The organism is Burkholderiales bacterium, from assembly GCA_035518095.1.
Lineage (GTDB): Bacteria > Pseudomonadota > Gammaproteobacteria > Burkholderiales > JAHFRG01 > JAHFRG01.
The window spans coordinates 26275-42127 of record DATIXX010000069.1 but is presented as its reverse complement, the minus strand read 5'-3'; the positions used below and the strand labels follow the sequence as shown (position 1 = coordinate 42127).

Annotated in this window: 16 protein-coding genes; 14 read left to right on the top strand and 2 right to left on the bottom strand. The window is 57.1% G+C overall.

What is annotated here, in order from left to right; all coding sequences use genetic code 11:
• Positions 1 to 264 (top strand): TOBE domain-containing protein (locus VLV32_11105; GenBank protein HUL42433.1); only part of this gene is annotated, 264 nt, incomplete at its 5' end.
• A 64-nt stretch (positions 265 to 328) separates the two neighbouring features.
• On the opposite strand, the gene VLV32_11100 is transcribed toward VLV32_11105, so the two are convergent.
• Positions 329 to 2269 (bottom strand): KUP/HAK/KT family potassium transporter, encoded by a 1941-nt coding sequence (locus tag VLV32_11100; GenBank protein ID HUL42432.1) that lies wholly within the window; start codon positions 2267 to 2269, stop codon positions 329 to 331.
• 468 nt (positions 2270 to 2737) lie between these two features.
• On the opposite strand from VLV32_11100, the gene VLV32_11095 reads away from it, so the two are divergent.
• From VLV32_11095 to VLV32_11055, 9 genes are all read left to right on the top strand, one after another.
• The gene (locus tag VLV32_11095; protein ID HUL42431.1) at positions 2738 to 3076 is read left to right on the top strand and encodes a hypothetical protein; all 339 of its coding nucleotides are present in this window, start codon (positions 2738 to 2740) and stop codon (positions 3074 to 3076) included.
• The gene (locus VLV32_11090) at positions 3073 to 3219 is read left to right on the top strand and encodes a hypothetical protein (protein HUL42430.1); all 147 of its coding nucleotides are present in this window, start codon (positions 3073 to 3075) and stop codon (positions 3217 to 3219) included. The genes VLV32_11095 and VLV32_11090 overlap by 4 nt, the downstream gene beginning before the upstream one ends.
• 159 nt (positions 3220 to 3378) lie before the next feature.
• Positions 3379 to 4503: an SGNH/GDSL hydrolase family protein gene (locus VLV32_11085; GenBank protein HUL42429.1), complete on the top strand. Its 1125-nt coding sequence runs from the start codon at positions 3379 to 3381 to the stop codon at positions 4501 to 4503.
• Positions 4504 to 4731: 228 nt separating this feature from the next.
• Positions 4732 to 5808 (top strand): ABC transporter substrate-binding protein, encoded by a 1077-nt coding sequence (locus tag VLV32_11080; protein ID HUL42428.1) that lies wholly within the window; start codon positions 4732 to 4734, stop codon positions 5806 to 5808.
• Entirely contained in the window at positions 5809 to 6567 is a 759-nt protein-coding gene (locus VLV32_11075) for an ABC transporter ATP-binding protein (GenBank protein ID HUL42427.1), read from the top strand. It abuts the gene before it with no gap.
• Positions 6564 to 7319, top strand: coding sequence for an ABC transporter permease (locus VLV32_11070; protein HUL42426.1), 756 nt, complete (start codon positions 6564 to 6566; stop codon positions 7317 to 7319). Before VLV32_11075 ends, VLV32_11070 begins: the two co-directional genes overlap by 4 nt.
• A 559-nt stretch (positions 7320 to 7878) precedes the next feature.
• Positions 7879 to 8142, top strand: coding sequence for a hypothetical protein (locus tag VLV32_11065; protein ID HUL42425.1), 264 nt, complete (start codon positions 7879 to 7881; stop codon positions 8140 to 8142).
• Between the two features lie 1053 nt (positions 8143 to 9195).
• A complete protein-coding gene (locus VLV32_11060; protein HUL42424.1) occupies positions 9196 to 9891 on the top strand; it encodes a prepilin-type N-terminal cleavage/methylation domain-containing protein in 696 nt (231 codons plus the stop codon).
• A 432-nt stretch (positions 9892 to 10323) separates the two neighbouring features.
• On the top strand, positions 10324 to 11070 hold the full coding sequence (locus VLV32_11055) for a carbonic anhydrase family protein (GenBank protein HUL42423.1): 747 nt from the start codon (positions 10324 to 10326) through the stop codon (positions 11068 to 11070).
• A 137-nt stretch (positions 11071 to 11207) separates the two neighbouring features.
• Here the strand turns inward: VLV32_11055 and VLV32_11050 are convergent, their stop codons facing one another.
• Positions 11208 to 12206 carry an AraC family transcriptional regulator gene (locus tag VLV32_11050; GenBank protein ID HUL42422.1) on the bottom strand — a complete coding sequence of 333 codons (999 nt, stop codon included), beginning with the start codon at positions 12204 to 12206 and terminating at the stop codon, positions 11208 to 11210.
• Between the two features lie 183 nt (positions 12207 to 12389).
• Here VLV32_11050 and VLV32_11045 point away from each other — a divergent pair, with 183 nt between their 5' ends.
• The 4 genes from VLV32_11045 (at position 12390) to VLV32_11030 (ending at position 15046) form a co-directional block, all read left to right on the top strand.
• Positions 12390 to 13247, top strand: a complete 858-nt coding sequence (locus VLV32_11045) for a class I SAM-dependent methyltransferase (protein ID HUL42421.1) — start codon at positions 12390 to 12392, stop codon at positions 13245 to 13247.
• Positions 13248 to 13348: 101 nt separating this feature from the next.
• Positions 13349 to 14083, top strand: a complete 735-nt coding sequence (locus tag VLV32_11040; GenBank protein ID HUL42420.1) for an NnrU family protein — start codon at positions 13349 to 13351, stop codon at positions 14081 to 14083.
• A gap of 108 nt (positions 14084 to 14191) precedes the next feature.
• Positions 14192 to 14626, top strand: a complete 435-nt coding sequence (locus VLV32_11035) for a GFA family protein (GenBank protein HUL42419.1) — start codon at positions 14192 to 14194, stop codon at positions 14624 to 14626.
• A 111-nt stretch (positions 14627 to 14737) separates the two neighbouring features.
• Positions 14738 to 15046 (top strand): DUF1272 domain-containing protein, encoded by a 309-nt coding sequence (locus VLV32_11030; GenBank protein HUL42418.1) that lies wholly within the window; start codon positions 14738 to 14740, stop codon positions 15044 to 15046.
• Positions 15047 to 15853 lie beyond the last annotated feature (807 nt).

The following is a 15853-nucleotide window of genomic DNA, read 5'->3' as shown; positions in this document are numbered from 1 at the left end:
GTTCACAGCCGCAAGTCGGGAATTTCGACAGCACTTTTTTCTATGGAGGACCGCATGAAATACGGAGCGCGAAACAACATAGTTGGAAAAGTCGAGGAAATTAAAAGGGGTTCCGTCATGAGTCAGGTCAAGGTCACGGTCGATGGCCCGATCGATATCACCTCCGTCATGACTTTGGATACGCTCGCCGATCTTGGCGTGAAAAAAGGTGATTCGGTGCGCGTTCTTGTCAAAGCCGTAAACGTGATTTTGGTTCGGGAGTAAGCGAAATCGCGACGACGACCGTTCCGATACGGGGATGGGCGTTTTAACGAATACAACAAAAAATTCAGATTCCAACCTGTAATCCGACCTTCATTGTTTGAGCGGCGGGGATATGGTAAGCGGCAGTTGCATCCTGGGTATTGCGCGCCATCCAAACGAAAAGCCGATCGCGCCAGCGTGCCATGCCTTCCCGCTTGCGACCCGGCAGCAGATCCACATGGCCAATGAAGTAGTGTATTTGATTTAAATCGAGCTTGAGTCCCAATTCCTCGCAGGCAGCCAGCTCCGACGGAATGTTTGGCCCCTGCATGAATCCATAGCGCAGCACCAGTCGGTAGAACCCGTGCTCGAGCTTGTTTAGTTCGATGCGTTCCTCGCGGTTTATAGTAGGCAACGGTTCAATTACCACCGTCACCAAGATCACACGCTTGAACAAGACACCGGTGTGCCGCACCAGCTGCTGCAGCGACGGCGGGGTCTGCTCCAACCGCCCGGTGAAAAATACCGCAGTGCCGGGTACGCGCGATATGCGTTCGGCCGTTACGCGCCCGATGAACGTTTCCAGATTTGATGTGGTATTTGCGATCTGCTCGGCTAAAAGACCCGCGCCCCTGCGCCACGTGGTCATGACGGTGAACAGCGTCACGCCGATCACTAAGGGCAACCAGCCGCCATCGGGTATTTTGAAGAGATTGGAGCCCAGGAACCCAAGATCAATCGCTAAAAACCCCAGTAGAAAAGCAAACGCTGCGGGCAAGGTCCAGCCCCGGCGCTCGCGCGCGACGTTGAACGTCAGTACCGTCGTGATTGCCATAGCGGAGTTTACCGCCACACCGTACGCTGCGGCCAAATTACCGGAGGTGCGAAAAGCAAGCACCAAGCCGATGGCGGCCGTCATCAGCAGCCAGTTTACGGCAGGCATATATACCTGTCCGCGTGCGTCGGCGGAGGTTTGTTCCACGGTGAGCCCGGGTAATAGTCCGAGTTGCACGGCCTGACGCGTCAATGAGTAGGTGCCGGTAATTACTGCTTGTGACGCGATGCAGGTCGCGGCTGTGGCAAGAATGATCAGCGGGTATACGCCCCATGATGGAGCCAGATGAAAGAAGGGATGGACGCTTTTTGAGGGTGCGGCAATCAATAACGCGCCTTGTCCGAAGTAATTGATCAGTAGCGCCGGAAGTACGAAAGCGAACCAAACTTTGCGAATGGGATGGCGGCCGAAATGGCCCAGATCCGCGTATAATGCTTCACCGCCCGTAGTAACAAGGAAAACAGCGTAGAGAATAAGATAGCCCGTGAAACCATTTGCTAGAAAGAACTTGATCGCGTACCACGGGTTGATCGCGAGTAATACTTGGGGGGCTTGGAGAATGCCGTGAATTCCAAGCGCGGCCAGTACGGCCAACCAGATCAGCATTAAGGGACCAAAAATTGCCCCTACCGTCGCGGTTCCGTGACGCTGTACGGCGAAGAGCAGAATCAGAATCGCCACGGTAATTGGAATTACGTAGTTATGCAGATTCGGCGCAGCAACTTGCAGGCCTTCCACCGCGCTCAGCACCGAGATCGCAGGCGTGATCATCGCGCCACCGTATAGCATCGACGCCCCCATAACTCCCAGCAGGATGAGCGCACGGCGTAGCCATCGTTGATCCTGGTCCGGTCGAAGTAACGCCAGCAGCGCGAAGGTGCCGCCTTCACCGCGGTTATCCGCGCGCAACACATAGACCATGTACTTGAGCGAGATGACCAAGATGAGCGTCCAGAAAACCAGCGAGAGTACTCCCAGCACATTGCCCGACGTGACAAGTATTGGATCCTTGCCGGCAAAACACTGCCGCAACGCGTAAATCGGACTGGTGCCGATATCTCCGTAAACCACGCCAAGCACCGCAACGGCAAGAACCGCGAAGGACTGAGTGTGGGGCGTCGCCGGCGGTGCGCGTTTCAACGCCTCTTTTTGGGCATCGCGCCCTTGGATTCCCTTTGATTCCGTTGCCATCGGTATCTCAGATTGTGGTTAAATGGATTCTCGGCGATTCTGACCCTATTTGCGAGCGGTTCGGTATCAAGGAACGCGTGATTAACTGTTCTGTGATGAGTGAAGAGCCGCTTTGGAAATAAAACCAAGATGCAAGCAGTCAGTTCATTTGGTAATACATTCACCGCAGCTAACCGGCAGCTCTTTAGCCGTACACGAAGTGAATGCGTTGATGGAACGTCCGAAATAATACGCCGTCAAATCAGATCAGGACAAATACACAGAATGTGTCCAGCCATGGTCGAATTTGGTGTGCATGCGGGGACAAATTTTAAGGGCGACGCAGGTGGAGATACCGCGTTGGCCCGCAGTGCGACAAAATTCGATCCCAAATTTGCCCAGCGGCAAGCTGAACTGTCCCAGTACGCATCGAATCGATAAAATATACAATACGCATAATTTGCGCAGTGAACGCCATTACGGAATTTAATGCAAACAGACGAGGAACGGCCCACACACACTGCAAGCAGCACGCGCTTCAACTTAAATGCGCCAGGCCTCAAAGTGCTCACGTATGTGGTGGCTGCCGCGCTGCTGATCGTGGCGTTCATGTTCTCACTGCTGGTGTTTGCAATCCTGGTGATCGCCGGGCTGCTCGCATGGGGCTACTTGTGGTGGAAAACGCGTGAACTGCGACGGCAGATGCGCGAACGTCCGCCGGGCGGGCGCGTAATTGAGGGCGAAGCGACCCGCGAGGATGTGTCCTACGATAAGATTGACCGTTATTCGCAAAGTTCTGACGAATGTAACGACCGGAGGTTCCGTTGAGTCATTCCCGAATGCTAAAAACCAGGCGCATGCGGCAAAAAGCAAAGAAACACCTCGCGGTGCTGGCCAAGCGAGCCAAGAAGCTGAGGAAGCAAAACGTCAAGAAGGTCAGTACCGACGCTCCAAAAAAAGTAACCTCCTAGCTGTTTTTCCAAGCAAACCGTGAAATCGTCTGCCAGGTTGCTTCGTTTTCGATCGAGCTTGACAATTGCCATATTCAATGTTTGAAATCATCGCATTGCGGCGGTACCGTGTTCGTTCCAAGTTTTTTTAAATGCGAATATGGGATGCCACCAGGAAAAGTGGATCAAAAGCAACGTACTCAGCCGGCCGCCCCGCAAAAGATTGACGTGACGACAGGGGCGTTTCGCCGCAGCATCTTAAAGGACGGGGCGCCTCTGCGTTTGCTGAGATGGCTAGGTTTTGCTGTATATCTCGTGGTGATGGTTTCCGTCCTGCTTGTCGCCGTGGAGTTCCTCGTCCGTTGGTCGTTTCCACACATCAACTTCCAGGACGCGGAGCGATCTCTCTTGCTTCCGCCTGCCCCCGGTGGGAGCCTTGTCCGTTGGCGTCCAGGAGCCTCCGGAGTCGTGTTCGGGGAGTCGGTGAAGATCGACCGGTTTGGATACCGCGATCTCCAAGGCGGTGCGAGTGTAACCGGCCCATCGTGGCTGTTGCTCGGCGACTCGGTTGCGTTCGGTGTTGGCGTGGCTGCGAAGGACACCTTCGCCGGCAAACTGCAAGCGGCGCATCCGGCAATCAAGATCTGGAACAGCGCGGTTATAGGGTATAGCGTCGGGGACTACCTCGAAGTGGTCAAAGAGTTTCTCGCAAAGCCGACGCCGCCGAGCCTGGTTATCCTGTTCTACTGTCTCAATGACCCGGCGCCTCGATTTCAGCTTCCGGCCGGCCCCGTGCCCCTTTCGGAGGAGGTGCTCGGCTTGCTTCGTCGCCATTCGAAGCTCTACATGCTCATGAAGGGCATCCTCGCGGACCGGAGCAAGACCTATTTTTTGAATGACTTCGCCTATTATAATGCCGCAAACCCCGCCTTTCGGCAGACGGTCGAAGTGTTGGGCGAGACCCATGCTCTACTGAAGAAGGCAGGGATCCCGTTCCTCGTTGTCGTCCTGCCCTACGAGTACCAGGTCCGGCAGAGAGACGCAAAAGACCTCGCTCCACAACGATTGCTAGACAGCAAGCTCCGCGCGCTGGGCATCCCGACGCTCGATCTCTACGACACATTCGCCGCGAGCGCGCGACCGAGCAAAGATCTCTTTCTCTACGCCGATGGGATCCATTTGTCCCGCGAGGGCCACGATCTTGTCTTCAGGGCGGTCTCCTCACGGCTTGCGAAGGCCGAAGCCCGGCAACCATTTTCCCGACCTCAAGAAACTCGCCAGGGAATGAACCGTGATCGAGAGTAACGTTATCTGCGAGGAAGAATTCTACGATAAGAATGTGTATTGATCACGAAGCAATGATGGATGTAACGAGCAACGAGCGCGTTGAATTACTCCCGAATGCCAAAAAACCAAGCACGCGACCCCGGTCGCTTTGTCTGCGATCGAGCTCGAAATTTGTAATCTGCGATATTTGACATCATCACATGATGGCGGTACCGTGCTTTTTCCAGGTTTTTTCAAAATTCAAAAATGGGATGTTGCGAGAAAAAATGGGTCGCGGGTGCGGACGTCACACCGTCGGGCGCCCTGCAAAAAATTGATCGCGACGCGGAAGTGTCGCGACGCGGAGTCCTGAAGGGCGTCGCGGCGCTCGTCGCTTCGCTGGCGATGCGCGGTGTGCGCGCCGCCCCCGAACTTAAGCACGTCAAGCTCGCGTTCTGCAGTCAGCTCCTCTGCGTGATTCCCTATGAAACGACACGCTCGGCGGGCTTCTTTCGTGACGAAGGACTCGAGGTCGAGCTCGTCTATGCGCGCGGCGGCAACGCCGCGATGCAGGCGCTCGTTGGCGGCGCGGTTGACTACGCCGCTACCGCGTTCGACGTCGCGCTTCAGGCTTACGCGCATGGCGCCAACATTAGGCGCTTCGCGTCGACCGGGCGGTTGCCGTTGTTTGCGCTGGTGACTGCGCCGCACCGCGCCGCGGAGATCGTTGACTTGAAGAAGCTCGAAGGGCACACGGTCGGCGTTTCGGCACTGGGTAATGCTGATCACGCACTTGTACTCTACCTGCTTGCCAAGGCGGGCGCCGATTCGGCAAAGGTCCAGTTCGCCACGCTTGGCCCGAACATTTCCGAAGCCTTGCGCCTCGGTCAAATCGATGCCGGCATGGTGCAGGAGCCGGCGCTGGACCGCGCCGTCAAGGCCGGAAGCCGCGTACTCGTCAACTTCATGCTGCTCGCCGATTCGGAGAAGTATCTGGGCGGCCCGTACGAATTCATGGGCGTCGCCGTGCGGGCCAGTGAGATTGAAGCCCGCAAGAAAGAGATGGCCGCCCTCGCCCGCGCACTCCAGCGCGGGCTTCAGCGCGTTCAAAGCGTGCCGGCGAACGAACTCGTCGCCGCGCTGCCGCGCGCGCTTACCGCAGGTGCCGACATGAACGAGTTCGCCACGATCGTCGACCGATACCGGCACTCGCTCTATCCAACGCAGGTCGCCATTAATGTTGCGGCGTGCGACCGCGTTGCCCAGTCCTTGAAAATCAGCGGGCTTCTCAAGTCGGACGTCAAGGCCGAAAGCATTCTCGACCTCTCAGTCAGTGGAAGCTGAGTGCTTGAGGTCTCCAACCTCACGTTATCCTACGGTGACGAGCCGGTACTCGAAGACGCCAGCATCGCGGTAGAACAAGGGCAATTCGTCAGCCTGGTGGGTCCTTCGGGCTCGGGAAAGAGCAGCGTCCTGCGCGCTATCATGGGCCTACAGCGCTATAGCGCCGGCACGGTCGAGCTTGGCATTCCCTCCCATGAAGTCGGCATCTTGTTTCAGGACGATGCGCTGCTTCCGTGGCGAACGGCGCGCGAGAACGTGTGCCTCGGATTGCGCATCCGCGGCAAAGCACGCGGCGAGGCTGAAGCGGAGGCGGATTTCTGGCTCGAACGGCTCGGGCTGCACGGACTCGGCCCGCGTTATCCGCGTTCCCTGAGCGGAGGGCAGAGAAAGCGCGTCGCGCTCGCCCAGGTGCTGGCGCTGCGGCCGCGATTGCTCCTAATGGACGAGCCTTTTGCGTCGCTTGACGCAATCGTGCGCCATCGCGTCACCGAGGATCTTCTTGCGCTCGTAGAGGACCAGCGGATCACCATCCTTCTGGTAACCCACGATCTGGAAGAGGCGCAGGTCCTTTCCGATGTCGTCTATCTCCTCTCGCGCGGGCCCCGGGCACGCATCCGGCAGCGCTATCCGGTGCCCATCCCGCGGCCGCGCGATCTCATCGCGGCGCGCGCACATCCGTCTTTCGCGCCGCTCCTCGCACGACTTTGGCATGACCTTTCGGAAGAGGTCGGGAGCCAGCACCCGACCGGCGGCGCATGAAAAGCGTACTCAATAGAACCAGCGTGCGGCAAACAGTGGCGCTCGCCCTTTTCCTGGCTCTGTGGGAAATCTGCGCGCGCCTCGGTCTTTTGAATGCGCTTTATTTTCCGGCACCCAGCCGGGTCTGGCTCGCGCTTGTCGCGCTCTTCAGCGAGGGCAGTATTTGGCCGCACCTCGAGGCGACTTTCTCGGCCGCGCTTCTGGGGCTCGCTCTTGGTGTAGCGGTCGGAGTCGTTCTCGGCGCCGCAGCCGCGCTGCTGCCGCGCCTGGCGGAACTGCTTGCGCCGGTGATGACGTCTCTCAATGCCGTCCCGCGCGTCATCCTTGCCCCGCTGTTCGTCATCTGGCTCGGCATTGGTCTCAGCTCGAAGGTCGCTGTTGCATTCATCCTCGTTGCAGTGCTCATGTTCTTTACCGTGTACACGGGCATCAAGGAAGTCGACCGGCGCCTCGTCGAGCGCGTGACGACGCTCGGCGGTGGACGCACCGTCCTGCTGCGCGAAGTTTATCTACCGTCCATCACCGCCTGGATTCTCGGCAATCTCAAGGTCTCGGTCGGCTTTGCCTTCACCGGCGCCTGCGTCGGCGAGTTTGTCGCTGCGACGCGCGGCCTGGGGTACCTCCTCTCCTTCGCGCAGAGCACGTACAATGCCGCGCTGATGATGGCGCTTATCCTTCTTATCATGGCCTGCGTCTTGCTCCTGTTTGCAATTGCGGGCGCGCTCGAGAAACGGCTCATACATTGGCGCTGAGCAACGCTCCCCGATCCATTGAATTACTTGAATTGGAGCTGCGCGAAGTGTGGGCGCACCGGATTGAGCGGTATCGCGACTCAATTTGAGTTTGGCTTTTCGCCAAGATCGTCGAAATTATTTCCATGTTTGGGAAAAGTTGTGCAGCTGAATTCATGAAACTTCGATTATATTTTTTCCAGATCGACCCCAAGCCGTGAGACGATTTTGTCAGCGTGGGAACGTTAATTCGCGTTGCCGTCATTTGCGGGAGCGCGTCGTGCTCCACGAGTCAGTCCGCAAGCGAGCCAGGATCCTGGATCAAGAATACTGTATTCTCGACGGCAGTGTCGATGCGATAGTTGGCAAGTTGTGCCGGATTGTGACCATGATCACTTTGGGTCGGAAGCAGTGCGTTGCGCGCCTCGGGTTTGGACCAAAACCGATAATTTGCGCCGCCGGTTCGAAATGGTGAATAACGAGCGGAGAATATCTGCACGGAACCGTTATCGAGCAGGCACGGCGTCTAAAAAGTAATTGGAACGGATTATCCATAGCAGTGATAAATTTGGGGAGTTTCATGATCTCATCGACGTTTTTGCTAGGCCTCGGCATTCTCGTGGCTGTCGGCATGGTTGCCTGGGGAATGTCAGGTATCATCCTCGGAAAGGTCATCACCAAAAGCTACGGAACGGTAGACGGCGAGCGGAGGTATTACCGCTTCGTTCGCCGCGACGAGGAACCCATCTGGTTTTGGATTCTGTGCAGCACTTATTTGGGCGTCGGAATTGCCATGATGGTATTGATTTACGTGTTTCTTGAAATGCCCGCCATTTCCAACTGAAAACGTGAGTTGACCGAGAAACTATTGCGACCTTGGCGGCTTATCCGTTTTCGCTTTCATCAACGGTGGCAAGCGCAGACGCTATCTAAGAACACGACTCACAAGGCAGCGGCAACCGTTTCGCCCCCGCTTCCGATCGCAACCACCAACGGGCGGGCAATCGCGACACGGGACAAATCCACCGAATACCGGCCGGGACAACTCTTTTGAATCAGATAAGGGTCGGCCCAATCGTGGTTAAACGAGATCGAATGTCCAGGGCGTAAATGTTGGCCCGCCATCAGGTTGACTGTATGACTTGGGTCGGGAAGCGAACTTTGAAGAACGGTCAGTTACCTGCCAAAAGCGTAGATTACAGCGAGTCTGAATCTATCGGGTAGTCTAATATAGAACCCCACACGGCCCGCATCGAGGGAAAATCCGGGCGGTGCAGGAACGGCTCGTTTTCCCCCGTCTGGCACAGGTTAAACGTCTGCGGCAAGTTGGGGGAACACACTTCCAACCTACCTTTTGCGGCCATAACACATGCAATTCCAGGCACAGATATTGCTGTTCCCCTATTGATCAAGCGATTTTAAAGGCCCGCATATGCCACGGGAGAGGATTCGCCGGTTTTGCCTAACGGAACGCGCTGTTGCCGTTGGGGTGAAAATTGAGGTAAATCGCTTTCGGCGGTGCGGCCATAAATACGGAGTCGAGATGACGTTTAAGCACCGATTGGCACCGAGGATACCAATATGAACGGCGTGCTGGGAGCAATGAACCCGGCACGATCGCTGGCGCATACGGCAACGTTGGTTGCGAACGTGCCGTCCGATACGCCGATTCCCATGAACGATTTATTGTGACCATGGCGATCGGCCAACTGAGCGCGGACGCTGTGCCTATCCAAGTCGCGGCTACTACAGACGCCCCCGACGATTTTTTAGTTGGCGGTAATCCCCTCGCAGTAGCACCCGGAGACGCCATAGTGTATCTTGCAGCCTGCATAGACGAGCCGTACGTTCAATTTGCAACGTGGATTTAGGTTTCTCGAGGCCAAGGAGTTTGACAGTGATAACAAGACAACGCGGCTTTACCCTGATTGAAGTGGCTATCGTGCTGGTCATTATCGGCCTGCTATTGGGCGGTGTGCTGAAAGGCCAGGAGCTGATCACCAGCGCCCGGGTCAGGAACCTCATTTCCCAGCAAGACGGAATCAAGGCGGCTTTCTTCGGCTTCCAGGACCGTTATCACGCCCTGCCGGGTGATTACCCTGGGGCGCTGGCGACCACCAACATCCCGAACGTCGCGGCGACCTTGGGCGGCAACGGCGACGGACAAATACTCAATACCGCCGGCGCCAACGAACAGACCATAGCGTGGACCCACATGTCGCACGCAGGTTTCCTGACCGGTAGCTACAACATGGCGACCGCGACCGATGCCGTCGCCCAAGCCAATACGCCGAGCAACCCCTACAACGCGTATTTTCAAATCATTTACGACAACAACTACAGCATTGTCGTTGGCGACCCGGCCGCCGCCAACCTTCACAATCTGAAGACGGGGAACGAGATACCGGTAGATATTCTGACCGAAGTAGACCGCAAGATTGACGACGCCAATCCGGGGCGCGGCACATTCCGCTTCAGCAGCTACCTCGGAGCGGGAACCGCACCGACTGCTGCAACCTGTGCCGATCTGACGAACGGGGTCTGGCTCACCACCAGCGGCCAAACCAACTGCGGCGCCGCGTACCTGTTCTAGCTCCATTACAGCCAAGTCCACGCGACACATTGATACAAAAATGGGCAGAAAATCAGTGCCCACTTTTGCTGCAACTCCGCTACCCCGTCAGGGCCAAAACAAAGAACTCCGATTAACTGTAAATGGCAACGGCAGTTTGGGAGAACTGTCGGAGATTGGATTGCGCACGCTGCCTGTGAGATCACAAACGTCTTTCTCAGGTTCGGGTCATTGCATGGCGGTGTCGGCGCAAACCCGAAAGATTCGTCAGAAGCGGATGCGAGCCGACGTTACTCGCTCGATACTAACAATTCATAGCTCCAAATTGCGTACACCAAAGCAAACGCCTGCAATATAGTAAAGTGTCCATGCGCCGGCAAAAAATCGGTCGGTTCAAAGCGCGGCGCCCAACGTTGATTCAGGAAAAAAGATTCTCAGAAAGGAGGCAAGATCATGTGCGACAAACTTGAATACCCTCGGAACAGCGGCGATTCAGGCCGCAGGAATTTTCTCAAAGTGACGGGCGCCGCGAGTGCGCTCGGGCTTATCGGCGGCAATCTCTTTATCGGGTCGGCGCGCGCCGATGCACTGACCAAGGCACAGCGCGACAGTATGACGCCGGAGCAGATCCTCGAGGTAATGAAGGCCGGGAACCAGCGCTTCCGCAAAGGAGAGCGGAAAGACCGCAATTATCTAAGGGAACAGAGGGCGAGCGCCAAGGGCCAGTATCCCGCGGCAGTGCTTCTTACCTGTATCGATTCACGCGCGCCGGCTGAGGTGATCATGGACCTCGGCATCGGTGATATCTTCAATTGCCGTGTCGCGGGCAACATCGAAAACCAAGACATTCTGGGTAGCATGGAGTTCGCCTGCAAACTGGCTGGTGCCAAGGTCGTGCTGGTGATGGGGCACACTAAATGCGGTGCGGTGAAAGGCGCCATCGCCAATGCCGAGTTGGGCAATCTCACCGGACTGCTGGCCAAGATTAAACCCGCGGTGCAGGCGACAGCATATACCGGTGAGCGCTCGGCGGCGAACTACGATTTCGTGGATGCCGTGGCGCGCACGAACGTCACGATAACTCTGGCAAACATTCGCAAAAATAGCCCCGTACTCGCGGAATTGGAAGCCAACGGCAAGATCGAGATTAGCGGCGCGATGTACAACCTGGAAACGGGCGCCGTGGATTTCCTCGGTTGACCCGGAGAAATTTCTAATCTTCCCGCAGGAATTGTAACTGCCGCCAGGCGGAGCGGGCGCTTTTGGGAATCGACCACACCCCACGCGTAACAGTGCTCCCGCAGTCGGGGTAATTCCATAACGAATTTGCCTTGTACCTACTGCCTGTTCTGAATTCGCCGCCAACTTGCAGGCGGTGTCCCGACTAGTCGCTTGAATGCGCGCGCGAATGCGGCTTCGGATTCATAACCAACATCGAGTGCTATCGACGCAATGGGCGCGTGGCTCTGCCGCAGCAGATTTGCGGCCGCTTGCATGCGCCACTGCGTGAGGTATTGCATGGGAGGCTGTCCGATGAGCCGCACGAATCGTTCATAGAACGCCGAGCGCGACAGCGCGATTTCGTCAGCCAGTGTGTCTATCGTCCATGTGCGAGCCGGATTTTCGTGTATCAGCGCGAGCGCCCGTCCTACGTGGCGGTCGCGCAATCCCGCAAGCCAGCCGGAACTTGCTTCGGGAAGCCGCTCCACGTAGCGGCGTATTGCATCGACAAACATCATCTCGCTTATGCGCTCAAGTACCGCGTTACCACCGGGGCGCTTGTTCTGCGATGCGTTGACTGCCTGCCGCATGACCTGGCTGATCCATGTACCTTCACCGGCTGCCGGCAGGTGCAGCAGTCGCGGCAGAGTCGCAATCAATGGATTGAAAGGCCGCAGGTCGCAACCGAGAAATCCGCATGCAACGTTGGTCGGCGACTCCGGTGCAGGCTCTCCATAGGTAAACTCTGTCAGTGTGCGAAATACGACAGGAATCGGCTTGGGATCTTTGCGTGTGGCATATATCCAGTCCCGGCGCATGCGCGTTGGCTGTATTCCGGGTGCGCTCGACATTACGTGCGCGTCACCATGCGGAAACATCACCGTATCGCCCGTTTCCAGACGCACCGGCGGCTCGCCGACAATCGCCGCCCAGCCACTGCCCTTCGTAATTACGTGATACTCCATCACGTGCTCCGCGCCCGGGTTTACCGCTCCGGCGATCTCTTTCGCGGGCGGCGCCTCGACTGCCCATTCTTCCCCACAACTCAGCCAATAAAACACCGCACCGCGCAGGCGGACTGAGCGCAGCACATCGGACAAAGTATCGGTAGTCATCGTCTAGGCTCCCGGACGAACAGCCAAATCCGGCGGACGGTCAATCAAGTCCGCCAGCAACTCGGGACGTACGAGCAAATGTGAACGACGGCCGGTCAAGTGTCAAGCGCGTGCGAATGGAATAATGGGCCCCGTTCCAAACCTGAACCGATTAACGCAATCATTGTTTAAGGAGAATGAAACATGACTACCATTGCTATACCCACGTCTTCCATGCAAAAGGCATCCGTTCCCGCTGCGCCAGATTACGCAACCATCAAGCAACGCCAGCAGGCGACCTGGGCCAGCGGTGATTTCGCAGTCATCGGCACCACACTGCAAATCGTCGGTGAAATCCTGGCCGAGGCGGCCGATATTCGCGCCGGTGAGTACGTGCTCGATGTCGCCGCCGGCAACGGCAACGCCACGCTCGCCGCTGCGCGCCGCTTTGCCAAAGTCACTTCGACCGATTATGTGCCCGCGCTGCTCGACAAAGGCCGCGCTCGTGCTGCGGCCGAGGGTTTGCAGGTTCATTTCCGTATTGCCGATGCCGAAGATTTGCCGTTTGAGGGCAACAGCTTTGATGTCGTGCTATCGACGTTTGGCGCAATGTTCACCCCGGATCATACGCGGCCCGCGCGCGAGATGCTGCGTGTGGTGCGCAACGGGGGACGAATCGGCCTTGCAAACTGGACGCCCGAGGGCTTTATTGGGCAGCTGTTCAAGGTCATCGGTAATTACATCCCGGCGCCAGTAGGCCTCAAGTCGCCCGCGCTGTGGGGCACCGAACCACATATTGTTGAACTGTTTGGCCCCCACGCGACGGATATTCGCACCGTGCGCAAGAATTTCAATTTTCGGTATCGCTCGGCAGCGCACTGGTTACAGATTTTCCGTGATTTCTATGGGCCTGTACAAAAAGCGTTCGCGGCGCTTGATCCCGCCGGGCAAGACGCCCTTGCGAAAGACGTTACGGCGCTGCTCAACCGATGCAATACCGCGGGGCCTGTTTCGCTGGTCGTGCCGGCTGAGTACCTCGAGGTCGTCATCGATTGCAAGTAATGATTTGCAGGCGACCATGCGCGACCAGAACCGTAAGCACCTCGGTATTGCGCTCGTCTGCACCGGCCTAATTTGAAGTCAACCAACTTAAGGAAACTACCATGGGAGCAATTTTCTCGCTTTTATACGGCCTGATCGTCTACGCGTTGTGCGTGGCGACGCTTCTCTACGCGATCGGTTTCACCGGCAATCTCTTCGTTCCTAAGTCAATCGACACGGGAGCGCCGGGGCCGCTTGCTCAGTCGGTGATCGTGAACCTTCTCCTGCTCGGCATCTTCGCCGTGCAGCACAGCGTCATGGCGCGGCGCTCGTTCAAGCGCTGGTGGACAGGCATCGTGTCCCCGGCGGTGGAGCGCAGCACTTTCGTGCTCGCAGCCAGCCTTGCGCTCGCACTCCTGTTTTGGCAGTGGCGCCCGATTCCCGAGCCGATCGTCTGGAATGTCGGGAGCACAGGCGGCGCGCAGCTGCTGTGGGCCGCGTTCTGGCTCGGTTGCACGGTGTTTCTGGTGAGTACCTTCCTCATCAACCACTTCGAGCTGTTCGGCGTACGGCAAGTGTTTGCGCGCCTGGCCGGCCGAGCGCTTCCAGAGCCAACGTTCAGGACGCCGTTCTTCTATCGCTACGTGCGCCATCCCATTTATCTCGGCCTCCTGCTCGTTTTCTGGGCAGCGCCGGTCATGACGACCGGGCACCTGCTGTTCTCGATCGGTGCCACCGGCTACATCCTCGTCGGCATCTGGTTCGAGGAGCGCGACCTCATTGCGCAGTTCGGCGAGCTCTACCACCGCTATCGCAACCAGGTCGGGATGCTGCTGCCGAGCCGCAAGTCCTTATGAGCGTTGGACTGGATCGGGTGGGCCAAAATCAAAGTGTGCCTCCTTGTGGCACTGCTGGATCCGCCGGTCCGGAAGCGCGCATTGTAAAAACCACCAAGGGGATCTTTCATGAGCAGCAAAAAAACTTACCAGGGCAGCTGCTTTTGCGGCGCGGTTCAATTCACGGTCAGCGGCGAGCCGGCTGCAATGGGTTATTGCCATTGTGAGTCGTGTCGAAGCTGGTCGGCAGCGCCTGTCAATGCCTTCACTTTATGGAAACCCGAAACAGTGCGGATCACGCGGGGGGCGGAAAATATCGGTACTTACAATAAGACGCCGCGCAGTTATCGCAAATGGTGCAAGACCTGCGGAGGCCACATCTTTACTGACCATCCCGGCATCGGACTCACTGACGTGTATGCGGCGGTCATTCCAGACTTCCCGGTCCATGCTGGCGTGCATGTCAACTATCAGGAGACGAAGCTGCGCATTAGGGACGGGTTGCCGAAGATGAAGGACCTCCAGAAGGAAATGGGCGGTTCAGGTGTTAGCGTGGCAGAATAACACGGCAAACGCTTCAAGATTCAGCGCCGAGCCAAGGGTTCAGCCAACCTGCCTGCTCCACCCTTGCGTCCATCGGCTTTGGTTGTGTGCTAGCGATCTAGGAAGAACACGATGCTCGAACTCCGCCCGACCTGCGAAAACTGCAACAAGCCTCTTCCGCCGGACTCGCTGGAAGCCCGCATTTGCTCTTATGAGTGTACGTTCTGCGCGACGTGCGTCGACAATGTCTTGGGCAATGTGTGCCCCAACTGTGGCGGTGGGTTTATTCCCAGGCCTGTTAGGCCATCGAAGAACTGGAAATGCGGCAACTTCCTCGGCAACGACCCGGCAAGCACCAAAATCAAGCATAGGCCGGTTGATGCCGCGGCGCATTTGAAGTTCTCGGCTCCAATCAAGGATATTCCCCCGCAGAAGCGGTAGCGCCCGACCCTGTTCAAGACGGCCAACCGTGTCGTTGACAGTCCCTAAGTGTCCGCGCTTATCACTGCAGCGCTTGCGCGCGCCTTGGCTTGCGGCGCGTGGAAGGATGGGGTCGCACAGACGAAACTCTTCTGCGCGTGCTATCTTGATCTGCACGATTTTTCACATTAGCCCAGAAACCGCGTGGGGCGGCTCTACGTGACTAAAATCGGCAGTTTGTTCAGAACGCTACCGCCAAACGCCACAACCCTATTGAACACAAAGGCTTTCCTTGACAACCGCCTAGCATGTAATTTGCTCGTCTTATCTTTAGGGTACGCTCAGGACGTAAATATCGGTGGCCGCAGACAAGCGAGGCCGGACGCTTTAAAGGGAAAAATGCCGTGAACAAGACGATGGAGATGTGTCTACAACCGATGCAGCAGTAGCTGCGGCCCATGTTACAGGCAGGCAGGGAATCTGCATCGCGCGAGGTAGGGTATGTGGGATCGACCGGATGTCTTTGTTACCCTGTGGGTGCTTCACATATTGTTTGTGGCTGTACTTGCCGGCGTCGGCGTAGCGATGCTGACAGCAACACTAACACTAATAGCATCAGAAGCATAATTCCGGCGTAGTTCAGCCGGTAGTGCGGCGCATTTTGCGCCAGGTTGAAATGTGATTTCAGCCTGAGCAAAAAGAACTTGTGTTGCCCGAGAAATTTTTACTCCGGAACAAACCCCTTTTCAAAATTCGCTGGATTTCGGGAACTACCGACATGGAATGGAACCGGTCCTTCGCGAGCGTTTGCCCTTGGCCAGTATCGGA